Genomic DNA, 25061 nt, shown 5'->3' on the forward strand with positions numbered 1-25061 from the left:
ATGGCCAGACATCCAGTATATCCTATCGAGACACTCTAATAGTTCCAGGCCTTTCACTGATCCCATGTGAACCGTTCACACTAGCAATCCACTTGTCTACTGGTAGTCATGACAAGGTTCATAATGTTATGAAAGAATACCCCCACATGGAGGTTCGGCGATGGGAGATGCGAATACACGAAAAGAACGGCCCGCCCCGTATCGAAGCCTTGAGCTTCTTCCCATCCATCTGTACGTCCTAGTTCACCTCAAGAAGGCCAATGTTGAGTATGCCAAGATGATAGCAAGGATGACAGAACTTCCACTTGAGATGATCAATAGCGCCATAATGGATCTAATGGAAGCGGGCCTCGTTGAACGCGACTCTGGAAGCGCAGTAAAGAGGAGCAAAGCTCGCTTTAAGAAGGCCTTCGAGGTTCACAAGCATCATACCTACTACCGCCTTTCGAGGGAGGGAGAGCTCTTTGTCCGCTCGATTGATGAGAAATGGTTGAAATGCTACTTCAACGCCATCTTTCCAGATGGATGGAAGTTCATTGGGGTCCTCATCAAGAGCAGAGACTTTGAAGACGCATGTAAAAAGGCAAAGGCTAAGAACTGTGCAGGATTAAAGGAAGAACTTATTCTCCACCGTTTTATCACGTCTACTGGGAGGAAGACGAGGTTCTTTAAGCTGTTCTGTAAGTTTCTTGGACTCTAATGAGAGCAAAGTTTTCCCAAGAGCGCGTAGAGCTTGGCCATATGCTGAAATGGACAGATTAATGTCCTAGAGTCCAATGTCAGGCTGTTGAAAAGGCCTCAAGATTAGTGGCCAGTGTTCCGACGACCCTACCATCTATAATTGCCCTGTTTGGTAATTCTCTTCCAGTGGAGAGCAAAGAGCAGCGTTGAACCTATTGAGTCACCAATCCCCCAAGCTAAGAGCACGAACCAGAATATGGATCCCAATTAGGATAACCGAAAAGTTTATAATCATGTGCATATGCACAAAATAACAGAAGGAGTGAGAGGTGGTGAAGATGAGGATCGCAATACCCACCAATGGGGGAGGCCTCGAGGATACTGTCGCCCCAGTCTTTGCAAGAGCTCCAGCTTTCGTCATAGTCGAGGTAGATGAAAAGGGTAACGTTACCAATAGCAAGGTTATTCAGAACGGCGCCGCCATGGCAGGTGGAGGAGCAGGACCATTTGCTATCCAGACCCTCATCAATGAGGGCGTCGAGGCCGTCATTGCACCACAGGTTGGTCCCAACGCCCTTGGAGCGCTTCAGGCTGCAGGCATAAGGCTTTACCAGATCGCCCCAGGAACTCCGGTTGAAGAGGCAATTAAAGCCGTCACCACCGGAAGCGTTCAGCAGCTTAGCACTCCGGCCCCAGCAACCCCAGTTGCGCCAGCAGCTCCATCGCCAGCTTACGGCCCATATGCTCCGGCGTATCCAGCCTACCCGGCTTACGGTTACGGCTGGGGCCGCGGCGGCGGATGGAGCAGAAGCCGCGGCTTTGGACGCGGATGGGGCAAAGGCGGAAGAGGCTGGGGAGTCCGCCTGGGCTACTGTCCCTGGACAGGACGACCAAACAGAAGAACCCTTCGCTGGCTCTACGGCTGGTGGTGAGTTATCTTCTTTTTACTTTTGGAGGCATGAGCGATGCCAAGAGGGGCAGGAAGAGGATACAGCAGGGGTTTTGGTAGGGGCTACTACCGAAGATCTTTTGGATTCTACGGGCTGATAGACCTGCTGTTCCTCATTGGGATACTGTACTTCTTTGTCAAGCTGTTCATCGTGGCTGCTCCCTATGCAGTCGGCTTGATAGCCCTGCTCATCCTGCGGGAATTTCTGAGACCAAGACTCTGGGGATGGAGAAGACCATTTTGAGCTTATGCAAACTTTTTTAAGTTCGGCTTCCCTAATCCATGCTGGGGGTGAAAAAATGAGGATTATAGTCTCAACTATCAACGGAGGAATTGATGACAGGGTCAATCAGGCCTTCGGAAGGACACCGACTTTCACCATAGTCGACGTCGAGAATGAAGAGATCGTGGACGTCCAGGTTGTCCAGAACCCTGGCTATAGCCAGCCGAGAGGAGCTGGAGTTACGGCGGCACAGTTCTGCATCGACCAAGGCGCCGAGGTCGTCATAGCGGGTCACTTCGGACCGAACTCCTACGGCGTTCTCCAAACTGCTGGCATAAGAATGGTCTCGGCACCGCCAACAATGACCGTTAGAGAGGCAGTCGAAGCCTTCCTCCGCGGCGAGCTCCAGGGTGCAGTCACGAGCCCTGGCAGACACGGTGGCAGCCACGGCAGAGGCATGGGGCGCGGAATGGGCGGTCGATGATTATTTTTCATTTCATAAACTCTGTCCAGCTGGCAGAAACAGGGACAGGGGCATTGAGTTTTGGTCGTTAGTTTTTTTATCATTTCGACGCGAATTTTAATACGGTGGTTTCCATGCTCAAAATAGACCTTTCGGGGAAACTAGCCTTTGCCACCGCCTCGAGCAAAGGCATCGGCTTTGGGACAGCGAGAATTCTGGCAAAGGCTGGTGCAGACTGATACTCCTCTCGAGAAGCGAGGAAAACCTGAAGAGGGCAAGGGAGAAAATAAAGGCCGAGAGCAACGTCGAAGTGAGCTACATCGTTGCTGACTTAACGAAGCGCGAAGATCTGGAGAGAACCGTGAAGGAGCTCGAAAACATCGGCGAGCCAGATATATTCTTCTTTTCCACCGGTGGGCCCAAGCCAGGCTACTTCATGGAGATGAGCATAGAAGACTGGGAAGGCACAGTGAATTTGCTCCTCCGTCCGGCGGTTTACCTAACTAGGGCCTTAGTTCCAGCAATGGAGCGCAGGGGCTTTGGTAGGATAATCTATTCAACAAGTGTCGCCATAAAGGAGCCAATACCCAATATAGCCCTCAGCAACGTTGTGAGGATTTCGATGGCCGGCCTCGTGAGAACGCTCGCCAAGGAGCTGGGACCAAAGGGAATAACGGTGAACGGCATAATGCCCGGCATCATAAGGACGGGTAGGATGATTCAGCTGGCCAGGGATAGGGCGAATCAGGAAGGGAAAAACGTCGAGGAAGCCCTCAACGACTATGCAGAGCCCATACCTCTCAGAAGACTTGGCGAGCCGGAAGAGATAGGCTACCTAGTGGCGTTCCTTGCGAGCGATCTCGGAAGCTACATAAACGGCGCGATGATTCCCGTTGATGGAGGAAGGTTGAACTCAGTGTTCTGACGTTTTATCTTATCCCTTTCCATGCACCTTGATGACTACACATGAGCATCAACAAAAGACACTTCTGGCCCACACCGGCCTCGCTAGCGTCCCTCAACCCTTTACCCGTTCTTCTCTATATGATGGCTCCTTGTTATCCTCTCGCTCTACGAGCTCCATACGCTCGTTTAGCTTTGATAGAGTTCATAATAATCGCCGCTCTCTGGCTGGTAGCGAGCCTTACCGGACTAGTCAGCTTCATCGAGAGCCCAATAGGCGTTAAGATTATAGATGAAGGAGAGAACATTAGAACGGTGATATCATTGAGAAAAAGCCAGCGACTGGCGGGCCTCTGTGCACCCCTGATTGGGTTAGGTGGGATTTTCATTGCAATAATCATAAACCGCTCCTGGTGGAGCCTGACTGACAACGCCATAAGCGACCTTGGAAAAGTTGGACTGCCTTACAACTGGGTGATGAACCTTGCACTCATTGCAACTGCGATTTTGAGCACATACTACGCGATCGGCCTCTTCGGAGAGCTCAGAAACGTAGTAGAGAAGATAGGAGCCGGAGTATTCATTGTCGCTCTCCTATTTCTGGCTGGAATCGGCCTCTTTCCCGAGGGAGCAGATCCGCACTACTACGTCAGCTGGGGTTTCTTCATAACAGGTAGCATAGGACTTCTGATAGCCGGCCTCGGCCTCTGGCTTGAGGGAAGAGGGAATATCGGAATTTTTACAGTTACCGTCTTTGTGGTCGCGTGGATTCTGGCGAGATGGGCCCTCGGGAATTTCGAAGGTGTGGCCATCGCAGAGTTCATCGGAATTTTTGGGATTATAATCTGGCACTACACAGTGCTATGGGCAAAATTCTACAAAACAGAAAAGCAGAGGAAAAATTAAGACTCTTCGTCCCACAGTGCCAGCCCACTTTCCTGAGGCTTCCTTTCAAGCGGCTCGCCGAGGAGCTCTTGGATGTAAACCTCCGCGACAAAGACTTCCCCTTCAACAAGATGACCGCCCCAGAGCCTCCCCTCCGAATCGCCGAGTGCGACGTGGATGTGGGTAAAAGGTTCACCATCCTTAAGGCTTATGTTCCCAGAGAGTGAAACGAGCTCGTAGATGCCTTTCAGCTCAATAACTTTGTACCGCCCTTCCGTTTCCACAAAGTAGCCAATTCTGGGATTTCTGAGACTTCCAATGGCACTCACCGTCCCAATTAAAACGTTATTTTTTCTCGCAAATTCGTTGATGAAGCTCAGCAGTTCCTTGCCCTCAGGAACCCTGAACAGAAAATTCCTCCCCCTTGAGAATCTCATAACTATCACCCCCAAAACTAATAAGACAAGCAGGATTTAATAGTTTGGGTGAGAGAATGAACATCAAAGAAGCTGTCGTAAAAATATTCCCTGAGATTCCTGAGTTAAAGGATGTTGATTTCTCTCAGTACGCCACTCCCTACACTCCACTTCTCACCAAGTTTGAAAAAAGCGATGGCAAGGGCCTACTGGAGTTCCAGAGGTTCGTTGAAGAAAACGGTGGCGAGAGAGCAGTAGTTGGAAGATTCATTATATCGCTCCTCCAGTATCTGCTCATAAGGTACCGCAGGTACGGTGAACAGGAGGTAATCATTCCGTCAGTGAAAATCTTCATAACCCTAAAGGGCTGGCTGATTGAGAACGATTACGAGAGAGACTGGCTCAACATCTTTCACAACTTCCTAGGTTACTTGGTGGACATGATGCCACACATAGCAGAATCTGAAGACTGTGGCATGGCCAACGCGTACCTCACGCTAATTCACAGCCTAACGCTCGAAGCAAAGGAAACGTTTTCGGAGGAGTATTTCCAGGAGCTGGCAGCAACGGCGGCAAAACACCTCAGAGACCTGAGGGAAAAATGCAGTATCGAGACACCCGTGCCAGAGAAGAAAAGAAAGAATCCCTGCTAACGCTCCAGTGTTACTTCTGCGTAGCTCCTCGGGTCTTCCCAGATTTTCACTCTTATCTTTCTCACGTTGTTCCCAGCTTTTTCAGCTATCCTCTCCGCGAACCACTCGGCTATGTATTCCGCAGTAACGTTGGGCTTGTCAAGGACGACTGCTTCGTTCTCGGGAAGCTCCAGACGCTTGCCGTTCTTTTCGATAACTACCAGACCGTTTTTTCTTTCTATAACCCACTCCTCGCTCACGAGAATCCTGTGGTCCAGGAGCTTAATGAGATTGCTGAGGTGGTTGAAGTCGAATATCATACCGCTTTCATTGACATCGCCCCATATCTCCACGTCAACGTTGTAGGTGTGACCGTGAATTCTAAGGCACTTGCTTTCGTATGGAAGAGCGAGGAAGTGCGAGCTATCGAAGTCCTTGTGCCAGCCGATCTTTCTCTCAGTTAAACGAAATCCCATTTTTCCCACCACTTCCGAGTAGAGCAAATTGGTTATAACAATTACTGAGCAGCTTTGGGATAGGAAAACCTATAAACCAGGGCTACATTAAGGCCATTGATAATCATGCCAATGGGAATGGGACGCGGTTGGGGAAAAGGGCGGGGCAGAAGAAAAAAGATGAGGATGATAGGCTTCATCCCTCAGGTTAGACATTTCTATCCTGCATTACCGCCCATTGGACAGCCAAAGCCACCGATTTTCATGACTTATGAGGAGTTCGAAGCTCTGAGGCTGGTTGATTTTGAAGGGTTGACCCAGGAGGAGGCCGGAAAGCGAATGGGGGTTTCAAGAGGAACAGTCTGGAGAGCTCTGAGCTCAGCCAGAAAGAAAGTTGCTCAGATGCTGGTTGAGGGCAGAGAGCTGATAATCCTTCCTCAAGGAAATGAGGTCCCAAAGGACATTGCTGAAGAAGGCCCATAATCTGTTTGTTCGATGAAATATCTTCTTTTATTTGAGTATTGCGTTATCGGGGACGTTTTATGATTGTTTCACCTTTTAGAAAAGCCTAATTTTTGTATCGAGTGATCTCTCAAATTTTTCAGCAGATTTTTACTTTTTAAAATAGATAAAATCAAACGAATTTATAAAGTTTTTATTAGATTATTTTGAAGATTAAATTTCTTGTTGAATTTTAGGACGTAGTTTAATACAATAATTTAAAAGAAAAATATCACTTTTTAAAATAGTTAAAATTTCAAAAAGTCTACCACTCCAGAAAGAAATTATTAGACAAAAAGAACATATTCAGAACATTGGCAGAAGGATGGCACAGCGACCTCAACACCTCGCAAAATCCACAATCAGCGCCGGTAGACGGGCTATCTTGGATCCAATATTGGGCTACAATTAAAGGTAGTACTAGATCCTCGTGCATAGGTATCATAAATTAAGAGAGCCCAAGAAGATAACTACTTCCCTGACATTCACAAGAAAAATTAACCGAAATTGACTAATGCCCAGAGCCCTAAGAAAGGCAAAGCTACCCATATGTTCCTTTGTCAGACCAATACTTGGAATTGAACCAGCAGACTTTGAAGGGCACTACAAAGAACAGGGCGTTTGCTGACGTCCTTTACGCCAGATACTACGAGTTGAGTCCAGGCAGCATCCTCTGATATTTGAGCTGGAAACACCGCTCGCCACTACATGAAACTTGTCATTTCAATATACAACAATGTACATAAATTTTAGATATAAGACACATTATATCTAAAATTCACGAACATGTTTGAACATTAACCTGAGGCAGAAATAGATCGCCGATGAGTGCACTGTATAGGAAGGCTCCCTACATGCCCAAAGCTTTTGTTTTAGTTAAAGGCACCCATGCTGTCTGAAACAGCAGTTATTCATGGAAGATAGAGGAGACCGAATACACAAATGCCAAGACAGGTTGAAGTGATAATCATCTGCCGTGAGTATAAGGCATTGGAGGGATACAAAACTCTCCAATTTGCACCCCCAGCTTTGCTCCGAAACAAAGTTACAGCTGCCATAAGCTGCAAATAAAATGATCACGATGTACTTAGGAAAGATAATAGACAACACAAATAAATATCCATAGACAATCCCCGTGGCCAGACTATCCCCCCCAATTGGGAATGATGGTGTAACCATGGACATCCTTTCTGAATCAGGGATTTTTATCGATAAGATCGGGCTTCTACAGACCAAAAAATGATTACAATTAAAGGTGGTATCAATTCCAGTCGATAGAGACTATTGGTGAACTAGACTCAAAAACATTGGTGGGGGTAACTTCATTCGTCGGCATACGCCAGTCAAACATCTTGCCACACTAAAAATCATTGTGAAAATTACGCTAAGAAAAAGTTAAAAATTTGAATTTTTTAATACTTTAAAGAGTAATTTTTGAGATATATAAACAAGTATCTAATTTATATTGAACTTTTACATAAATAACACTTAAATAAAAAGCATAAAAATCACTATAATTAAACGTAGTAATTCGCCCAAAAATTTGAGAGATAAATTCGACGAAGTGGACAAAACAACAAAAACGATGTAGAGAATAAGAGACAATAAATTAAAGCCTTACATCCCTTCTTTTCGCTCTTTCTCCCCTATATAAGCAATTACGTTATCAACTATCTGAGGCGCGATGCCAATATAGTTCTCCGGCTTCAGGCTCTCAAAGTCTTCCTCACTGAGGAACTTTCTGACTTCCTCACTCTCCTTCGCGATCTCCATGAGGTCCCTCTTCTCGTAGAACGCCTTCATTGCCAGTCCTCTCACCAATTCATGCGCCTCCTGCCTTCCCATGCCCCTTTCAGTAAGCTCGAGCATAAGCGGCTCGGCCATTATGAGGTTGTGGGTCATGTAGAGGTTCCTCTTAATGTTCTCCGGGAAGAATTCAAGCCCCGAGAGAACCTTCTTCATGCTCTTGAGCATCTCGTCAAGTAGGACAAAGCTCTCAGGAAGAATAACGCGCTCGACAGAGGAGTTCGTCAGATCCCTCTCGTGCCATAGGGGGTTGTTGAGCAGTGCAGGAATGACATTGGAGTAGAGAACCCTCGCCAAGCCACTCACCTTCTCGCTCCGTATGGGGTTCCTCTTGTGGGGCATTGTCGAGGAGCCCACCTGCTTCTTTCCGAAGGGCTCGCTCACTTCAAGGATTTCAGTTCTCTGGAGGTTTCTGATTTCGAGGGCTATCTTGTCGAGAGTGGAAGCTATAAGCGCGAGAACCATCATTAGTTCCGCGTAAACGTCGCGCTGGATTACCTGGCTGCTTATTCTGGCAGGCCTGAGACCGAGATCCTCCATGACGAGACGCTGAATTTCGAGGCCCTTATCGCCGAAAGACGCCATCGTTCCAACTGCACCGCTCATCTGGCCAACCAAAACTCTTTCCTTCAGCTCCTCTATCCTGTCTATGTGTCTCTGTATCTCATCGAGCCAGAGGGCAAACTTCATGCCGTATGTTGTAGGAACAGCATGTTGCCCGTGGGTTCTCCCGACACAGACCGTGTACTTGTGCTCCTCCGCGAGCTTCTTGAGAATTGAGCGGAGCTCCCTAAGATCCTTCTCGATTATCGCAAGGGACTCCTTGATGAGAAGAGCGTTAGCCGTGTCGATGATGTCGTTTGAGGTCGCACCTAGATGAACGTACTTGCCATGTTCGCCGCAGACCTCACTCAGGGCCTTAACGACGGCCATTATGTCATGGTGTATCTCGTTCTCTATCTCCTTAACGCGTTCGAGCTTAACCCACTTGGTGTTAGCTCTCTCGGAAATAACGCGGGCGCTCTCTTCGGGGATGTTGCCGAGCTTGGCGTGAGCCCTAGCCAAGGCAGCCTCAACATCGAGTAGCTTCTGAAGCTTGTTCTCCTCATCCCAAATTCTCCTCATCTCCTCGCTACCGTAGCGATAATCAATCGGATGAACGGCCATCCTATCACCAGGCCTATGGCAATCCTTACGGCTTAAAACATTTTACTTTAACAGAAACATGCAGGAGCAGAGATGGATATTCGATAAATTCATTAAAGCCATAGGACTGTCCAATAACGTCAGGAAAGACCGAAAAGTATTTAACCGAAATCCCTCGAGATGCTAACGACAAAATTCCTGGAGGTGCCAAAGATGGCAGAGGAGCATGTTGTCTACATTGGAAAGAAGCCGGTTATGAACTACGTCCTCGCCGTGATAACCCAGTTCAACGAGGGCGCTAAGGAGGTCAGCGTCAAGGCTCGCGGTAGGGCCATCAGCAGGGCCGTTGACGTCGCCGAGATCGTCAGGAACAGGTTCCTCCCAGAGGTCAGGGTCAAGGAGATCAAGATCGGTACCGAGGAGCTCCCGACTGCCGACGGCAGGACTGCCAACACCTCGACCATCGAGATCATCCTTGAGAAGCCGTGAATTTGACTTCCTTTCCTTTTACTATCGTGCGTTTCTAGATTGACTTCAACTCAGTTTGAAGCTGTGAAAAGCTTTAATATCTGCTCACAGTATTCTCCGTAGGTGGCTCCTTTGGACTACGAGACCATAGATATACACGATGAGAGAGCGAAAGAGCTCGCTCAGATTCTAATGAACGATAAAGCTATAGCCATCCTGCACCTGCTGGAAGATAGAGCCCTTTCAATGAGCGAGATAGCGAGGGAGCTGAACCTTCCCATCTCAACGGTCTCGTACCATATCGACAAGATGCTCAAGGTGGGACTCGTTGAGGTCGCTGGCAAAAAGTACGGCAAGCGTTTGCAGGAGGTAAAGCTGTACAGTGCCTCAGACAGACCTATTCTGCTTGTTCCCAGGAAGAACGTGGCCAAAGTTAAGAAGAAGGCCGTGCCCGGCTTTGAGAAGCTTCACGTGATAAGTTTGACCATCGCGGGAATGATGGCGGCCGGCGTCTACAAGGCCTCGACGGATTTGCTGAGTCCAAAGGACATACCCACTTATAGCAATACGACTCAATCGGGGAACTTTACTGTGATGGAAGCGGGCAGGGAAATAACCGTGCTCACAGCCAACACCACGCAGGGAATAACTACCACACCATTAATGCAGACTTCTGCTTCGGCCCTTCCAGTGATGTTATCTCTTGCGGCGTTCATCTTAACGTTTCTCCTCGTTTCGTATCTTTTGGAGCGCAGGCGCTGAGGAAAGGTTTTTAAGTTTCCCCTCTAACCCCCGTTAGCGAGGTGGTAAAATGGCACCGAGAATCGCCGTGGGACAAGTAGTTAAAAGGAAGGCAGTCATAGTCAAACCAGACGACACAGTCCACAGAATCGCCAGAATTCTCTCAAGAAACAAGGTCGGAAGCGCTGTCGTCGTCAAGGACGACGAAATCGTTGGAATAATAACCGACAGGGACATACTCGACAAGGTCGTGGCAAAAGGTAGGGATCCCAAAGACGTTAAAGTCGAGGAGGTAATGACCAAGAACCCTGTAACGATAGAGGATGACTACGAGGTACAGGACGCCATCGACAGGATGATGGACAAGGGCATAAGGAGGCTCCTTGTTACCCGCCTTGGAAAGCCGATAGGGTTCGTAACTGCTGCGGACCTTCTCGCGGCGCTCAATACATACGCTACCGAAGCCGATGAAGCCGCTGAGGAGGAACCCGAGCCAGAGGCGGACGTCTATGGAATCTGCGAGCTCTGTGGTCAGTACGGTTCGCTCTACAAAGTCTACATTGAGGGCGGCGAGAAGTGGATCTGCGAGAGCTGCAAGGACTCCTTGAACCTTTAACCGCCCCTTAGCTCTTTCATAACTTCATCCATTACCCCAGTGAAGACTCTGTTTCTGTTCTCGACGCTCAGTGTGTAGAGTTTTCCAAGCGGCCTGAACTTGTCCACAAAGCGTCTGTGAACAACCGCCAGAAGAGGCTTTTCTGACCTCAGGGCTTCTCCAACAACCCTTACAAACTCGTCGCTCATGTACTCCATCGGGCCGATTTCATCTATGACGATTAGGTCGGCCTCAATTAAAGCTCTCCTTATCGCGGAAACGCCAACGCGATTGAGCTCGTCAACATGGACTACGTATTTTCCTATCCTCGGCCTTCCGTTGCCTATCCACGCGAGAGTTCCCTCCTCGCCCGTGTCGAGGGCAGTGATTTTAAATCCCATCCTCCTCCCACGCTGGCGAACCTCCTGAGTTATCATGCCGCCGACGATGTAGCCCCAGCGGTCGACTTCCCTAGCAACTCTGCTCACAAGCGTTGTCTTCCCAACTCCTGCCGGGCCGGTTATGAATATCCTCATTGTCACCACCGAACGAGTTTTAAGCTTCCTCCTTAAACCCTTTAGGGTGGTCGTGATGGAGCTGAAGTATAAACCGGAAGAGCTCACGAGGCTACCGAGGAGCGTTATCTACGAGAGCGGAAAGGTTAAGCTCATAGACCAGCGTCTTCTTCCAAGGGAGTTTAAGGTCATCGAGCTAACGACGGTTGATGAGGTTGCGAGGGCGATAGTTACGATGCAGGTGCGCGGGGCGCCGGCGATAGGGGCGGCCGCAGCCTTTGGCCTGGCCCTCTACGCTGAGACGACAAAGGCAAAGACTAAAGATGAGTTCATGGACGGCTTTTACGCCGCCTACGATAAGCTCAAGAACACAAGGCCAACGGCCGTAAACCTCTTCTGGGCCCTCAACAGGGTTAAAAAGCTGGTTGAGGAGCACAGAGAGGATTCACTTGATGAGATAAAGCACCTTATAGTTGAAGAGGCCCAAAAGATAGCGGACGAAGACGTGGAAGCAAACCTCAGGATGGGGCACTATGGAGCAGAGGTTCTTCCCGAGGGGAACGTTCTGACCCACTGCAACGCCGGAAGCCTGGCAACGGTTCACCTGGGAACGGTTGGTGCCGTGTTGAGGGTCATGCACAAGGAAGGAACCCTAAAGCTCCTCTGGGTGGACGAGACGAGGCCCGTCCTTCAGGGCGCGAGGCTCTCAGCATGGGAGTACCACTACGACGGCATTCCGCTTAAGCTCATAAGCGACAACATGGCGGGCTTCGTGATGCAACAGGGAAAGGTTGACGCGATTATAGTCGGCGCGGACAGGATAGTGGCAAACGGCGACTTCGCCAACAAGATAGGAACCTACACCCTCGCGGTTCTGGCCAAGGAGCACGGGATACCGTTCTTCACCGTCGCGCCCCTCTCGACAATAGACATGAGCCTCAAGAGTGGAAAGGAGATACCAATAGAGGAGCGCAGCAAGGAGGAGGTTCTCACCTGCGGTGGCTGCAGGATTGCCCCAGATGTCGATGTCTACAACCCTGCCTTCGACGTGACACCGCACAAGTATCTGACGGGCATAATCACAGACAGAGGAGTCGTTTATCCGCCCTTCGAGAGAAACCTCAAGAGGCTCTTCAAGCGGGAGTGACTCTTCTCCTCTTTTACTTCCTCCACGAAGACTCCCTGAATCTCCCCGAGCTCTTCTTCAAGGGACGGCAGCAGGAGGCCGAGGAGCTCTAGTGGCTCGAGGCAGGGACAGTCGATTGAATAAGTAAAGTCCTCATCTCCAAGCTCTACCCTGACGCTAACACCACCCTTGTCTTTGCGCACCACGAAGGGAGCGCTGTAGTTCTTTCCGACGATCTTACCTCTCACGAGCATCGATGGAGAAAAAGAGCGCGAAGATTAAAGCGTTTCCCAATCCAAAGGTTAAAAACCGGAAGTTCAGGAAATAAAATGCCTGCAACTAATTCAATCCATGTTTAAGAAGCGAGAACGTTAAAAGCACTTGAGCATAGGGAATCACGGTGGTGCCCATGTTCTGGCTGAAGACGAAGATAGTCGAGGGGGATGGGAGCCTGAGCTACCTCTCCAAGGCTGCAAAGGGTCACGAGCGCGTTTTAATCCTTTCATCAAGCTCGATGAAGAGACACGGCTTTCTAGAGGAGGCCGAGGACTACGTGAGGGACGCTGGAGCAGAGGTTTTCTCGATAGTGGGCCTTCCAGCCGAGCCGAGTGTGGAAGTCATCGAGGAGTTCCTGCCGAAGGTAAGGGAGTTTAACCCGGATCTTCTGGTGGCATTAGGTGGCGGAAGCGTCATAGACACTACCAAGGCGCTGAAGGTCTTCTATGATGCTCCAGAAGTTGAGTTCGAGGAGATAGCCTTCATCGACCGCTTCTCCAAGCCGAAGCCTGTTCCTAAGCTTAAAACACCGCTGATAGCCATACCTTCAACAAGCGGCGCCGGAAGCGAAGTCTCTGCCGCGAGCGTCCTCAAGAAGGGTGACGTGAAGTACAACATCGTCACTCCCGAAATAGCGCCGGATATAGCTATTCTCGATCCGAGGTTACCGAGAACAATGCCGGCCGAGGTTGCGAGAAACTCCGGGTTAGACGTACTCGTCCACGGAATAGAGGCCTACACGACGAAGGTCGCAAACCCCTTCAGTGACGCGATGGCGATAAAAGCGATAAAGACTGTCTACAAGTGGCTGCCCCTGTCGGTTAAGGGCGACGAGGACGCGAGGGCAAAAGTTCATTACGCGGCCACTATGGCCGGCATAGCATTCCTCAACGCTCGCCTCGGCCTCTGCCATGCCATGAGTCACAAAGCTGCTTGGATAGGCCCGCACGGCCTGCTCAATGCGATATTCCTGCCGTACGTCATGGAGTTCAACATGAGGAACGACTACGCGAGGAAGCGCTACGCGGAGATAGCGAGGGAGCTGGGCTTCTCGAGTGCCAAAGATTTAGTGGAAGTCGTTAAGGAGCTAAACGAGATGCTCGGCGTTCCGAAGCTGAGCGAGCTGGTTGACGAAGAAACTTTCGTGAGCAGGGTCGAGGAGATGGCGGAGAAGGCCTACCGCGACGGCCTGGTTTACTTCAACCCGGTGGAGCCCAAGCCCGAGGAGATAAGGGAGCTGTATCTAAAAGCCTTCTACGGGGAGTGATTTATAAACCTCCCCTACCTTCTTTCACCATGCACCTTCTCCTCAAGAAGACCATCAGGGAGCGCTTTGGAAAGCTCAACGAGCTTCAGATGAAAGCTTTTCGTGAGGTTAGCTCCGGGAAGAGTGTTCTCATAATCGCCCCCACTGGCTCTGGTAAGACAGAAGCAGCCGTTCTGCCCGTCTTTAACGCCATCCTTGAGGAAGGCCTCAAGCCAATCTCCGCCCTCTACATCGCTCCCCTAAAGGCCCTCAACAGGGATCTGCTCGAGCGCCTGGAGTGGTGGGGAAAGAGGCTTGGAATAAGCGTCGAAGTTAGGCACGGGGACACTTCTGCCTACAAAAAGGCCAAACAGACGAAGAATCCACCTCAGATGCTCATCATTACCCCCGAGACTCTTGGCGTTATTCTAACGGTAAAATCACTCCGAAAAGCTCTGGAGAACGTCAAGTTCGTCATTGTTGACGAGATAGCCGAGCTGGTCGACAACAAGCGTGGGGCACAGCTCCTGCTGAACCTTGAGAGGCTGGTGGAGATAGCGGACTTCAAACGCATCGGAATGACCGCAACGGTCGGCAACGAGGACGAGGTGAGGGAGTGGCTCGGGGCGGAAACGATAGTCAAGCCCAGCTGGAGAAAAGCGTACCGCTTCCACGTGCTCTATCCAAGGCCGGAGGAGAAGGACTTCAAGCTCGCGGAGGAGCTGAGTCTGGCCCCCGATGTGGCCGCCCGTCTCAGAACTCTTTGGGAAATAGTCGAAGAGCATGGAAAGGCGCTGATATTCACCAACACCAGGCAGTTTGCCGAGATTCTGGCCCACCGTCTGAAGGCCTGGGGCAAGCCAGTTGAAGTCCACCATGGGAGCCTCTCGAAGGAGGCCCGTATAAAAGCGGAAAGGGCCTTGAAGGAGGGCAAAATCAAGGCTCTAATCTGCACGTCCTCGATGGAGCTGGGAATTGACATAGGCGACGTGGACGTTGTCATTCAGTACATGAGCCCGAGACAGGTGAACCGCCTGGTTCAGCGTGTTGGGAGGGCGAAACACAGGATTGGCGAGGTCAGCGAGGGATACGTCATCACCTCCAACGTCGAGGACTACCTTCAGAGTCTAATCATAGCCAGGCGCGCGCTGGAGGGAAGGTTTGAGGCCGTAGAGCCGATTGGCGGCCTCGATGTTTTGGCCCATTTCCTCGTTGGGCTTCTTATCGAGTACAAACGCATGCCGAGGGAGAGGCCCTACGAGATAGCGAGGCGAGCTTACGTTTACAGGGAGCTTAAATGGGAGGAATATCTCGATGTTTTGGGAATCCTCGAGGACGCTCGTCTAATTGGCTACGACAAAGAAAAGAATCTCCTCTATCTCCGCCGCGGGGCTTTCCAGTACTACTACGAGAACCTCTCGACGATCCCGGACGAGGTTTCCTGGCGCGTCTTCGACTCAGGGAGCGGACACATAATCGGACGGCTCGACGAGAGCTTCGTTATGGACCTGGAGGAAGGAATGGAGTTCGTGATGAACGGGAGGAGCTGGATAGTGCTCAAGATTGACGAAGAGGCGAAATTGCTGAGGGTGCGCGAGAGCAAGAGCCTAGAGAGTGCAATACCAAGCTGGGAGGGTGAGATGATTCCCGTTCCCTTCGGCATTGCCCTTGACGTGGGAAGGTTGAAGCGGGAGCTGACCTTTGACTTCAAACGGGCTTTAGAGCTTCTGGAAGGCGTGGACTTCAGCGAGGTGGAGCTCAGACGGGCTTTTGAGGAGATAAAGGATGGGCCATTCTCAACCGACAGGGATATCGTGATAGAGAGCACGCCGAAAGCGCTCGTAATCCACGCTGACTTTGGCAACAGGGCGAATGAAGCCCTCGGTCGGCTGGTTCATTCCTTCTTGATCCTGCGCTACGGCAGGGTCTTCTCCGTGAGAAGCCAAGCCCACGCTATAGTATTCAAGACGCCCTTCCAGCTGAACCCGAGCGAGGTCAAGCGCTACCTCTACCAGGAGCCAGAGGCACTGGAGTTCATAGTTGCGCGCTCGCTGAGGGACTCCCACGCCTATCGCTGGAGGATGATGAACGTCGCCAAACGCTTTGGCGCACTTAGGAGGGACGCAAAGATAAGGAGAATCGAGCGGCTCTTCGAGGGGACGGTAATCGAAAGGGAAGCCCTGAACGAGCTGTACCACGACAAGGTTGATGTTAAGAGAGGTGAACTCGTTCTAAGCATGCTCAAAGCTGGAAGCCTGCGCGTGAAAACTGAACTGAGGAGAGAGCCGTCAAGGCTGGCGAGGCTTAACATGAGCGTCGGAGGCGAGTTCTTGATCGGAGGGGAGCTGGAGAGAGACGAGATACTTGAGCTGTTCAAGAGGAGGCTCCTTGACCATGAGGTTGTCTTGGTCTGCACCAACTGCGGATGGAGCTCAAAAACAAGAGTTTCACGCCTGAGGGAAAGAATCAAGCACTGGGAATGCCCGAAGTGCGGCTCGAGGATGCTGGCAGTTGCCCATCCGATTGACGCGGAGGAGTTCATGCCTATTCTCAAAAAGGTCAGGCACGGCGAGAGGCTCGAGCGGAAGGAGGAGAGGGCTTACAGGAAGCTCCTGAAGGCCGCTGATCTGATTGATTCCTACGGCTTTGACGCGGTTCTTGCCCTAGCGAGCTACGGAACAGGCCCGGACACTGCGGCGAGGCTGTTGAGCCAGTACCGGGGAGAGGCCTTACTGGTCGCCCTGATGGAGCGCGAGAGGCAGTTCATAAGGACGAGGCGCTTCTGGGTGGATGCAAAGAAGGAAGAAGAGAAGAAGTCTGAGGAATAATGGGTTCCACAAATTATCTGTTGGTGGACCAGTTATATAAAGGCCATAATACGAAGGGAAAGTAAAAAGAAGGGAGAACCTCAGCTCTTTCCAAAAATCTCATTCAAGGCCTTCAAAAACTCACTTGCTGTAACCACGTCCCTCACATCGATGTGCTCGTTCTTTGTGTGTGAGATGTCGAGGTTGCCTGGGCCGAAGACTATCGTTCTCGTTCCGTTGTACACGAAGTTTATCGCGTCCGTCCAGCTTCTCATGCCACCGAACTCGTCTATTTCTGTTGCTTCCATAGCCTTTTTAGCGAGAACGACTATCTCCTCATCGGGTTCAAGCTCGTAACCGTCCCATATCTCCGTGTACTCGTACTTGAGGGTGTACTCCTCAAATATTGGCTCCATAAGGTCAAGGATGTCCTCGACTTCCTGATCTGGCAGAAGGCGAGCCTCCACACGACCACGGCAGAGGGCAGGGATAAGGTAGTATGGGTTGTCGCAGACTAGCTCCTGAAGGCCGATGTGGGCGTCGAAATACTTGCCCTTCGCGTTGAAAGGTTCGAGCTTCTTGAGTTCCTCAAGCATCTTGAAGGTCTGATCTATGGCGTTGATTCCACTCTCAGGGCAGGCTCCGTGGGCCTCCTTGCCGTCGACCTCAAAGTAGGCCTCTATGTTGCCTGCGTGGGCTATGTGGACCTCTAGATCAGTGGGCTCAAGCACAACGGCCATCTTGGGCCTGTACCGCTCCATAAAGAGTGCCGAGCCTCTTCCGCCGTGCTCTTCGTCGCTGACGAAGACAATGCCGACGTTGAGATCCTTATCCTCTTTCTTGAGTTCTTCGAGCATAAGCAGAATCGCAGCTATGCCGCCCTTTATGTCGCTCGCGCCGGTTCCGTAAACGATGTTACCCCTTACAAAGGGCTCGGCCCTCATCGGTATCGTGTCCATATGGACCTCGTAGAAGAGCTCAGCGTCGGGATTGACGACGAGGTCGATTATCTCGCCGTCACTCTCAATGTGGACGTCGTAGTCCAGCTTGTGGAGGAACTCCATGATGTGAAGGGCTATACGATCCTCGCTCCCTGAGGGGGACGGAATTTTGAGGAGGTTAAGAAGGATTTCCTTTGCTCTCTCAGTTTTCATTTGGGTCACCTAATAAAGCTCTGTGGTTGGGTTTATAAACCTCCCCCGCATAGATTGAAGGGGCGATGAAGAGATTCATCCCTCCTGACGAGACTCGCTCCCTCGGATGAGGACGCGGTCCCCCCTGGAGCCCTTTTGGAGGGAAAGTCATGCTGGAAGAATTTCCGAGAAACATAATTCCCATAGAGATTCCACCACATACAGTCATGCTCCGCGGGATTAGCTGGGATTCTAACGTTTACCTGCTCCGCGACGGAGAGGAGGCTCTGGTCATTGACACCGGAACCGGCGTGAACTGGCACGTTTACACAGAAATCTGGGAAAAGGAAGGCTATCTCCAGGGGATCAAGCGAGTTATAATCTTCAACACTCACGAACACTTTGACCACGTCGGGGGCAATCTCATCCTGAAGCACTATTTTGAGAACAAGGGAATGGAGGTTCTCTTCGCGGCCCATGATGTCACTGCGAGAGCCCTTGAAAAGGGCGACGACTATATCATACTCGCGTACTCATATGGACGGCGTTTTAAGGCGCATTCCGTCGATATAAAGCTGAAGGGCGGGGACACACTTAGAATCGGCTCGCTTAAGCTGGAGCTTATTCACACGCCAGGCCACACCGCCGGGAGCTCATGTCTCTATGAACCGGAGGAAAAGCTGATGTTCACGGGCGACACCGTCTTCAAAGGCACCGTAGGGAGGACAGACCTCCCGACCGGAAGCGGATGGCAACTCCAGGAGTCACTGGAGAAACTTTTAGAGTTCGACGTCAGCTTCGGCCTCCCCGGGCACGGCTGGGTGATAAAAGACTGGCGTGGAAACCTCACTGAAATCCTGGGGTGGCTCTGATGCGGAAGGGTTCGGTGAAGGAAGTCCTCGCCAAGCTCAAGTACGACCCGCGCGAGGACGAGCGGGATTACTACATCATCATCGAGCACCGCGGTGCCTACGGCGACGTCAAGAAAATCCCAGTCGAGCTGATAGAGCTTGGGCACGGCTACTTCTTCGTCGGGGATGCCCAGATTCCATATCACCGTATTCGGAGGGTCGTGAAGAAGGATGGGAAGGTAATCTGGGAGACAAGAAAGGATAGGAGGGGAGAGAGTGATTGACGCTCATGCTCACTTCGAGTTCTACAAGAAGGAAGTACCTCAGGTAATAGAAGAGTGCAGAAAGGAGCTCAAAGCTGTGGTTGATTCCATAACCGAGTACAGAAAAACCCACGTCTGGAAGAGCTGGGAGCTGCTCAAGCCGTACTTCGGCTTTCTCTTCCCGACGCTCGGCTACCATCCGAACGAAGCACGCAGGGGCAACTGGGAAAAGGTGAAGCGCGTTGAGGACTTCATCCGGGAGCACAGGAACGAAATTGTGGCGGTGGGCGAGATAGGCCTCGACTACCACTACGCTGAAAACGAAGCCCAAAGGGAAAACCAGAGGGCGATATTCCAGCATTTCCTCGAGCTGGCGGCTGAGCTTAAGCTTCCCGTGGTTATCCACGCAAGGGATGCCGAAAGGGAAGCCTTTGAGCTGGTTCAGAGATACGGTGTTAATGCCTATTTCCACTCCTTCACGGGGAGTCCCGAGCTTGCTAAGGAGATTGCTGAAAACGATCATCCAATAGGGATAAGCACCGGGATAGTCTTTATCCCGGAGATTAGGAAGACAGTAGAGGCTCTTGAGCTGGAGGATATCCTCGTGGAAACCGATTCACCATATATGAGCCCATTCAAGGGACAGAGGAACAAGCCCTACTACGTCAGAGTGGCCATTGAAGAAGTGGCAAAGCTTAAGGGGCTGGAATTTGGTGAGGTTGAACGGATAACAGAGAAAAATACGATCGAGTTTTTCAGGCTGGAGGTGTGAGAGATGAACGTTCCGGAGATTGAGGAGCTTAAGAAGCTCTGCGAAGAGCTCGGCGAGAAAGAGCTGATAGCAAGGATAGATTCATTCGTGGCCCTTAATGAAGGGCTGGAGAGCAAGAAGGGGAAAGAGTTCATAGAAGTCTCCATACTGGGCTTTGCCGAAGGCATGCTGACGAGCCTAAGGGCCAAGTATCCTGGCGATGAGAGGGTTGTGAAACTCCTGGAAAGGGTCAGTGCAAGGAGAGCAGAGCTTGACGAGCAGTTCAGGAAGGCGAAGCCACCGATTTTCGAGGGCTAAGGATCAGCCCTGGCTGTAGTCATCATCGGGAGCCCTCAGGAGAGCTCCGCTCATCACTTCCCTTGTTCTGAAGGTAGAAGTCCTTAAAAAGCTCGACCTCCTGGACATAGCTTCTCCTCAGTCTCAGCGCGGTGTAGGCCTTCTCCAGCTCCCTGCCGAGGTAAAAGGCGTGCCTCGGGCTTATCTCAAAGCACTCAAGGATTGTGTCGATTATCGCGTTCGGCTCGTCTCCGACGATGGTTAAGACGGCCTTTGTTCCGTGGTGAGCGTTCACCCATATTTTCCCATCTTCAAGCCAGATGCGGAAGTAAACGGGTTCGAGCTCAACTGGCCTCTCCTCGGCCTTGACGATTTCTTTGGCAGGCTCAAAGCGCCAGTCATTGGTCCTCTTCTCTTTGAGTATCAGCAGGTCAAAGCCGAGGTCCTTTGGCATCTCAAAGAGGTTCATGTCCAGGGCTCTCCGCAGCTCCCTTATCGAGCCCCTGGCCTTGGCGCTTGTCTCCGTCGTTAGGAGAAGGCCTATAGAGAGCTCCTTGGCCATTCCAGCAAGAAGGGCGTTCATCCCGACGCTGTCGGCGTCGTAGAGCTCGACGACGTTTCCGACGCCGGCAAGGAGAACGTCGTCCGGGTTCCTCTCACGGTAGAGCTGGAAGGCCGTTATCGAGCGCGCCAGATGGGGCACGTGCTCCAGGATTAGGTCCGAGATTATCGTTTTGTAACCCAGATCAAGGGCCCTGGCCTTAAGCCCCTCAAGAAATTCAACTCTCTTCGCAGGTCTCGTTGGAAAATACCCTTTCGCCTGGTTGGTTGGGATGAGAACGACGGGCTTATCGGTAACAAGGCTCTCCAGGTTGCTATCATCGACGCTGAGGAACAGATCAGCGTAATCAAGGGCCCTTTCGATTTCAGCGGTGTTTAGAGAGTCAAAGCTTATGGGCACGTCGAAACCGTTCTCCCTCAGCCTCTCGCGTATTTCGGGGATGAGCTCGACGAAGTCAAGGTTCGTCTCGCCCGCGATCATACCGATATCAATTATATCCGCCCCCTCACGGAGGTAGTAGAGGGCCTTTTGCACGGTTCCTTCGACGCCCAGCCTCGGGGCATCGACGACCTCGCCGAGGATTCTGGTGGGAAAGTCCCTCCCCGCGGGCAGGTTCCCTACAAGGACGTTCCACGGCCTTTTGAGGGCCTCCTCCATGTAGCGCTTGTTTCTCGTCCGGTTCCTTATGTCCTCAACGCGCTTTAGAGCATCGAAGGAGAAGAGGTCATCCGCCGGAACCTCTTTGCTCAGATTGAAGCCTTCTCTTACCGCCTTCAGCACCTGAGGAAGGTCCATCGCGTTCCTCGGCCCCTTGAATGTGGGAATGCCCAGCTCTTCCTCGATTTCTTGGGTCGAGCCCCTCACGAGGCCAGGAATGAGAATAAGGTCGTACTCCTCGCTTTTGATTTTAGCCTTCTTCAGATAGCGAACTATCATCTCGGGAGTCAGAAAAGCCGCTACGCTCAGGGGCGTAACGAAAACGTCGCAGCCCTTACCGTACTTTCGAACAAGCGGTTCGGCGAGCTTGCCGGTGACGAGGAGGATTCGCTCGGGAGGGCTCATGGTCGGAGATTGGCGTTCCCGCTATTTAGAGCTTTCGTACAAACTTTGCCTTCACGAAAGGGTTAAATGCTCCCAGGACAAATTCTCTCCGGCGATGTTATGATCCACGTGGGGACCTGCGGCTTCTGCGAGGCAAGGGCGAGGTACTTTCAGGACTTTGACACGGTTGAGATACAGCAGACCTTCTACCGCATTCTCCAAGAGAAGACCCTAGAACGCTGGCGGAAGGAAGCGCCGGAAGGGTTCATCTTCTCGATGAAGGCCTTTCAGGGAGTCACCCATCCTCCGAACAGCCCCACCTGGAGGAGGAGCAACGTGAGGCCGTCTAAGGAGGTCGGCCTTTTGAGACCCAACAGTGAGGTGCTCCATTTCTGGAGGATAACCCTGAGGGAAGCTGAGCTACTCGGAGCAAGGTTCATCCTCATCCAGCTTCCAAGAAGCTTCAAGGAAACCGAGGAGAGCTTTGAGAACGCCGAGAGGTTTTTCTCAATGATCGATAGGGGCGAATTTGAGATAGCCGTTGAGCTCAGGGGCTGGAGTGAGGAGGGAGTTAAACGGTTTGTCCGGGAGTTCGACGTTATAGACGTCACAGACCCTCTCGTGAGGATTCCGCTCCACCACGGTGATGTGAACTACTACCGCCTCCACGGGCGCTACGAGAAAGGGAGGATAGTCTACAGCCACACCTACACGGATGAGGAGCTGGAAAAAATAAGGGAAAGGGTTATCGGGTGGAACAGGGAGGAGAGCTTCGTGTACTTCAACAACTCGAACATGTGCGCCGATGCGAAGCGCTTCAAGGCAATGCTCTAGGCTCAGGCACGGGTCCAGCTCATCATGGGTCAGCCAAGGGTGGGGTCATCATCGCCGGGATTCCCTCTCAAGTTTATTCAAATCCTGGCTTCCTGACGTTTAAAACTTCTCTATTGACCAGCGTCGGCGGAACTTCGCCGTTCTTGAAGGCTATTAAATTCCTCGCCACGAGCTCTGCCATCCCTTCCCTCGCGCCGTAAGTGGCGCTACCGATATGGGGTGCGAGAACGACGTTATCCAGGCTGAAAAGCTCCTCGTGGTAATATGGCTCCTCCTCAAAGACGTCCAGCCCAGCTCCGGCGATCCAGCCCTCCCTGAGAGCCTTAACGAGCGCCTCCGTATCGACGACCTTTCCCCTCGCTATGTTGACGAGTATCGCGGTCGGTTTCATCAGCTTCAGACGCTCCTCGTTTATCATGTGGTAGGTCTCCTTGGTCAGTGGAACGACCAGGACAACGAAATCGCTCTCCTTTAAGAGCTCGTCCAATGGCATGAACTCAGCGCCGAGCTCCTTCTCAACTTCTGGCTTCCTCGTGCGGGAGTTGTAAAGTATCCTCATCCCGAAGCCCTTAGCGCGCCTCGCTATCGCCTGACCGATTCTGCCGAAGCCAACTATTCCTATGGTCCTGCCGTAGACGTCGTAACCGAGGAACATCAGCGGGTGCCAGGCAACACCGCGCTTCTTCCACTCGCCGGAGCGGACGAATTTGTCTGCCTCAATGAGCCGCCGTGCTGTCGCTAGGAGGAGAACCCAGGCCATGTCTGCAGTGGCATTGGTAAGAACGTCGGGCGTGTTGGTGATGTAGACTCCCATCTTAGTTGCCTCCTCGATGTCTATGTTGTCATAACCAACCGCGTAGTTGGCAACGATTTTGAGCCTTGGGGCGGCATCGAAGACCTCGGCGTCAATCCTCTCGCTCAGCATGGTAACGAGAGCATCGACGTCCCTTACCTTCTCGAGCAGGACTTCCCTCGAAATCTCGTGCTCGTCCTCCCAGACCTCGACCTCAAAGTGCTCCCTCAACATCTTTATTCCGTTCTCAGGAATTTTCCTTGTGATGAGGACCTTTGGCTTCATCTCCACCACCTGGAAACGTTAAATATGCCTTTAGACATAAGTCTCAATGCTAATATCCTTATCGGGTGATGGCTATGAAGGACGTGAAGTTTTTGGCCGGACGGGCCAACTGGATTAAAGGCTCTGCCCTTGCTGACGTTATGAAGAAAGCTGCAGAGCTGAGGGCGCAGGGAAGAGAACTCATTTCCCTCTCAGCAGGCGACCCCGACCCTAACCTCATTCCGAGGAGCGTTTTGGGCGAGCTTGCGAAGGAAGTTCTCGAAAACGTTCCAGCCTCGGTAATGTACACCCCAGCGAACGGGATTCCGGAGCTCAGAGAAGAGCTTTCGAAGTTCCTTGAGAAGTACGAAGGCTATAAAGTATCCCCCGGAGAGATCATCATAACCGTAGGTGGCACCGGCGCCCTCGACCTCCTCGGAAGGGTGCTCATAGACCCGGGCGACATCGTCATAACCGAGAATCCGAGCTATATCAACAGCATCCTTGCCTTCGAGCAGCTGGGTGCGAAGATCGTGGGAATACCTATGGACGAAAACGGCATGAGGACTGACCTCCTGGAGGAGAGGCTCAGGGAGCTCGAAGCCAGGGGGGAGAAGGTCAAGTTCATCTACACCATACCCACCGGCCAGAACCCCATGGGCGTGACTATGAGCAAGGAGCGGAGAAAGGCCCTTCTCGAGATAGCAAGCGAGCACGATCTATTAATCGTTGAAGACGCAGCATACAACTTCATGCGCTACGAAGGTAAAGCGACACCCCTCAAGGCAATGGACAGGGATGGCAGGGTGATTGTGGCCGGAACGCTCAGCAAGGTCATGGGGACGGGCTTCAGGATCGGGTGGCTCATAACCGGAGGTGCAATAGGGAAGAAGGTACTTATGGAGAAGTCCCCGGTTGACTTCTGCGCACCGACGATTTCCCAGTACATCGCGCTCGAATATCTGAAGAGGGGCTACTTCGAGGAGTACCACCTGAACAAGGGCCTTCCGGGCTACAAGGAAAAGAGGGACGCAATGCTGAATGCCCTTGAAGAGAGCCTTCCCGACGCCGAGTTCACGAGGCCAATAGCAGGGATGTTCGTAATGCTCTTCCTGCCTGAGGGAGCCGATGGGATGGCCTTTGCGGGCGAGCTAATGGAAAAGAAAGGAGTCGTTGTCGTTCCAGGAAAGCCCTTCTACACGGACGAGAGCGGCGGCAACGCCATAAGGCTAAACTTCTCAAGGCCGAGCAAAGAGGAGATAGAGGAAGGCATAAAGAGGCTTGCGGAGCTCTACTGCGAGAAATTCTGATCCTCCACTTTCTTTTTCAATTCGAAGTCCCATATCGTTCCTCCCTTGTGGAACATCATCACGTAGCTTCACTTCTTGCTAACCGAACGTGAGCATCGGGCAAACTTTCTTAAAGCTGCTCCAATTAA

The 25061-nt window shown here is 51.6% G+C and carries 27 protein-coding genes and 1 pseudogene; 20 read left to right on the plus strand and 8 right to left on the minus strand.

Features of this window, described 5'->3' with window-relative positions; all coding sequences use genetic code 11:
- The first annotated feature begins 160 nt into the window (after nucleotides 1–160).
- The 6 genes and pseudogenes from TON_RS04695 (at nucleotide 161) to TON_RS04720 (ending at nucleotide 4125) form a co-directional block, all read left to right on the plus strand.
- Nucleotides 161–700 (plus strand): DUF2250 domain-containing protein, encoded by a 540-nt coding sequence (locus tag TON_RS04695; protein ID WP_012571878.1) that lies wholly within the window; start codon nucleotides 161–163, stop codon nucleotides 698–700.
- Between the two features lie 319 nt (nucleotides 701–1019).
- The gene (locus tag TON_RS04700) at nucleotides 1020–1613 is read left to right on the plus strand and encodes a NifB/NifX family molybdenum-iron cluster-binding protein (RefSeq protein WP_012571879.1); all 594 of its coding nucleotides are present in this window, start codon (nucleotides 1020–1022) and stop codon (nucleotides 1611–1613) included.
- 33 nt (nucleotides 1614–1646) lie between these two features.
- On the plus strand, nucleotides 1647–1874 hold the full coding sequence (locus tag TON_RS04705) for a hypothetical protein (protein ID WP_012571880.1): 228 nt from the start codon (nucleotides 1647–1649) through the stop codon (nucleotides 1872–1874).
- Nucleotides 1875–1929: 55 nt separating this feature from the next.
- Complete coding sequence (locus TON_RS04710) at nucleotides 1930–2337, plus strand: NifB/NifX family molybdenum-iron cluster-binding protein (protein WP_012571881.1); 408 nt, start codon at nucleotides 1930–1932, stop codon at nucleotides 2335–2337.
- Nucleotides 2338–2450: 113 nt separating this feature from the next.
- Nucleotides 2451–3241, plus strand: a pseudogene (locus TON_RS04715) (SDR family oxidoreductase).
- Nucleotides 3242–3543: 302 nt separating this feature from the next.
- Nucleotides 3544–4125, plus strand: coding sequence for a DUF998 domain-containing protein (locus TON_RS04720; RefSeq protein WP_012571884.1), 582 nt, complete (start codon nucleotides 3544–3546; stop codon nucleotides 4123–4125).
- Here TON_RS04720 and TON_RS04725 read toward each other — a convergent pair.
- Entirely contained in the window at nucleotides 4122–4541 is a 420-nt protein-coding gene (locus TON_RS04725) for a PPC domain-containing DNA-binding protein (RefSeq protein WP_012571885.1), read from the minus strand. The two genes, TON_RS04720 and TON_RS04725, sit on opposite strands and share 4 nt — an antisense overlap.
- Before the next feature lie 56 nt (nucleotides 4542–4597).
- Here TON_RS04725 and TON_RS04730 point away from each other — a divergent pair, with 56 nt between their 5' ends.
- Complete coding sequence (locus tag TON_RS04730) at nucleotides 4598–5173, plus strand: hypothetical protein (RefSeq protein WP_012571886.1); 576 nt, start codon at nucleotides 4598–4600, stop codon at nucleotides 5171–5173.
- Here the strand turns inward: TON_RS04730 and TON_RS04735 are convergent.
- Complete coding sequence (locus TON_RS04735) at nucleotides 5170–5628, minus strand: 6-pyruvoyl trahydropterin synthase family protein (protein WP_012571887.1); 459 nt, start codon at nucleotides 5626–5628, stop codon at nucleotides 5170–5172. The two genes, TON_RS04730 and TON_RS04735, sit on opposite strands and share 4 nt — an antisense overlap.
- A 105-nt stretch (nucleotides 5629–5733) precedes the next feature.
- On the opposite strand from TON_RS04735, the gene TON_RS04740 reads away from it, so the two are divergent.
- Complete coding sequence (locus TON_RS04740) at nucleotides 5734–6090, plus strand: DUF134 domain-containing protein (protein WP_012571888.1); 357 nt, start codon at nucleotides 5734–5736, stop codon at nucleotides 6088–6090.
- Nucleotides 6091–7725: 1635 nt separating this feature from the next.
- On the opposite strand, the gene purB is transcribed toward TON_RS04740, so the two are convergent.
- Nucleotides 7726–9081, minus strand: coding sequence for an adenylosuccinate lyase (gene purB, locus TON_RS04745; RefSeq protein WP_012571889.1), 1356 nt, complete (start codon nucleotides 9079–9081; stop codon nucleotides 7726–7728).
- 192 nt (nucleotides 9082–9273) lie between these two features.
- On the opposite strand from purB, the gene albA reads away from it, so the two are divergent.
- The 3 genes from albA to TON_RS04760 all read left to right on the plus strand — a co-directional run bounded on the left by albA (nucleotide 9274) and on the right by TON_RS04760 (nucleotide 10885).
- The gene (gene albA / locus TON_RS04750; protein WP_012571890.1) at nucleotides 9274–9549 is read left to right on the plus strand and encodes a DNA-binding protein Alba; all 276 of its coding nucleotides are present in this window, start codon (nucleotides 9274–9276) and stop codon (nucleotides 9547–9549) included.
- Nucleotides 9550–9660: 111 nt separating this feature from the next.
- A complete protein-coding gene (locus TON_RS04755) occupies nucleotides 9661–10290 on the plus strand; it encodes an ArsR/SmtB family transcription factor (RefSeq protein WP_012571891.1) in 630 nt (209 codons plus the stop codon).
- 49 nt (nucleotides 10291–10339) lie between these two features.
- The gene (locus tag TON_RS04760; RefSeq protein ID WP_012571892.1) at nucleotides 10340–10885 is read left to right on the plus strand and encodes a CBS domain-containing protein; all 546 of its coding nucleotides are present in this window, start codon (nucleotides 10340–10342) and stop codon (nucleotides 10883–10885) included.
- Here TON_RS04760 and TON_RS04765 read toward each other — a convergent pair.
- A complete protein-coding gene (locus TON_RS04765; protein ID WP_012571893.1) occupies nucleotides 10882–11400 on the minus strand; it encodes an NTPase in 519 nt (172 codons plus the stop codon). The two genes, TON_RS04760 and TON_RS04765, sit on opposite strands and share 4 nt — an antisense overlap.
- A gap of 55 nt (nucleotides 11401–11455) precedes the next feature.
- On the opposite strand from TON_RS04765, the gene mtnA reads away from it, so the two are divergent.
- Nucleotides 11456–12526 carry an S-methyl-5-thioribose-1-phosphate isomerase gene (gene mtnA, locus TON_RS04770; RefSeq protein ID WP_012571894.1) on the plus strand — a complete coding sequence of 357 codons (1071 nt, stop codon included), beginning with the start codon at nucleotides 11456–11458 and terminating at the stop codon, nucleotides 12524–12526.
- Here mtnA and TON_RS04775 read toward each other — a convergent pair.
- Entirely contained in the window at nucleotides 12478–12759 is a 282-nt protein-coding gene (locus TON_RS04775) for a hypothetical protein (RefSeq protein ID WP_012571895.1), read from the minus strand. The genes mtnA and TON_RS04775 overlap by 49 nt on opposite strands.
- Before the next feature lie 155 nt (nucleotides 12760–12914).
- Here TON_RS04775 and TON_RS04780 point away from each other — a divergent pair, with 155 nt between their 5' ends.
- Nucleotides 12915–14048, plus strand: a complete 1134-nt coding sequence (locus tag TON_RS04780) for an iron-containing alcohol dehydrogenase (RefSeq protein ID WP_012571896.1) — start codon at nucleotides 12915–12917, stop codon at nucleotides 14046–14048.
- A 29-nt stretch (nucleotides 14049–14077) separates the two neighbouring features.
- Nucleotides 14078–16855: a DEAD/DEAH box helicase gene (locus TON_RS04785; protein ID WP_012571897.1), complete on the plus strand. Its 2778-nt coding sequence runs from the start codon at nucleotides 14078–14080 to the stop codon at nucleotides 16853–16855.
- An 80-nt stretch (nucleotides 16856–16935) separates the two neighbouring features.
- Here the strand turns inward: TON_RS04785 and TON_RS04790 are convergent, their stop codons facing one another.
- Nucleotides 16936–17988, minus strand: coding sequence for a M20/M25/M40 family metallo-hydrolase (locus TON_RS04790; protein ID WP_012571898.1), 1053 nt, complete (start codon nucleotides 17986–17988; stop codon nucleotides 16936–16938).
- Nucleotides 17989–18137: 149 nt separating this feature from the next.
- Here TON_RS04790 and TON_RS04795 point away from each other — a divergent pair, with 149 nt between their 5' ends.
- From TON_RS04795 to TON_RS04810, 4 genes are read left to right on the plus strand one after another with little or no spacing between them, the layout of a single operon-like run.
- Nucleotides 18138–18839: an MBL fold metallo-hydrolase gene (locus TON_RS04795; protein ID WP_012571899.1), complete on the plus strand. Its 702-nt coding sequence runs from the start codon at nucleotides 18138–18140 to the stop codon at nucleotides 18837–18839.
- Nucleotides 18839–19102: a DUF504 domain-containing protein gene (locus TON_RS04800; RefSeq protein ID WP_012571900.1), complete on the plus strand. Its 264-nt coding sequence runs from the start codon at nucleotides 18839–18841 to the stop codon at nucleotides 19100–19102. The genes TON_RS04795 and TON_RS04800 overlap by 1 nt, the downstream gene beginning before the upstream one ends.
- Entirely contained in the window at nucleotides 19095–19853 is a 759-nt protein-coding gene (locus TON_RS04805; RefSeq protein ID WP_012571901.1) for a YchF/TatD family DNA exonuclease, read from the plus strand. The genes TON_RS04800 and TON_RS04805 overlap by 8 nt, the downstream gene beginning before the upstream one ends.
- Nucleotides 19854–19856: 3 nt before the next feature.
- A complete protein-coding gene (locus TON_RS04810; RefSeq protein WP_012571902.1) occupies nucleotides 19857–20150 on the plus strand; it encodes a DUF3216 domain-containing protein in 294 nt (97 codons plus the stop codon).
- A gap of 22 nt (nucleotides 20151–20172) precedes the next feature.
- Here the strand turns inward: TON_RS04810 and TON_RS04815 are convergent, their stop codons facing one another.
- Nucleotides 20173–21753, minus strand: a complete 1581-nt coding sequence (locus TON_RS04815; protein ID WP_012571903.1) for a dihydropteroate synthase-like protein — start codon at nucleotides 21751–21753, stop codon at nucleotides 20173–20175.
- A 99-nt stretch (nucleotides 21754–21852) separates the two neighbouring features.
- On the opposite strand from TON_RS04815, the gene TON_RS04820 reads away from it, so the two are divergent.
- Nucleotides 21853–22566, plus strand: coding sequence for a DUF72 domain-containing protein (locus tag TON_RS04820; RefSeq protein WP_048055062.1), 714 nt, complete (start codon nucleotides 21853–21855; stop codon nucleotides 22564–22566).
- 73 nt (nucleotides 22567–22639) lie between these two features.
- Here the strand turns inward: TON_RS04820 and gyaR are convergent, their stop codons facing one another.
- Nucleotides 22640–23644, minus strand: coding sequence for a glyoxylate reductase (gene gyaR / locus TON_RS04825; RefSeq protein WP_012571905.1), 1005 nt, complete (start codon nucleotides 23642–23644; stop codon nucleotides 22640–22642).
- A gap of 74 nt (nucleotides 23645–23718) precedes the next feature.
- Here gyaR and TON_RS04830 point away from each other — a divergent pair, with 74 nt between their 5' ends.
- On the plus strand, nucleotides 23719–24933 hold the full coding sequence (locus tag TON_RS04830) for an aminotransferase-like domain-containing protein (RefSeq protein WP_012571906.1): 1215 nt from the start codon (nucleotides 23719–23721) through the stop codon (nucleotides 24931–24933).
- Nucleotides 24934–25061: the final 128 nt, after the last annotated feature.

This window comes from Thermococcus onnurineus NA1 (genome assembly GCF_000018365.1).
In the GTDB taxonomy this organism is placed as follows: Archaea; Methanobacteriota_B; Thermococci; order Thermococcales; family Thermococcaceae; genus Thermococcus; species Thermococcus onnurineus.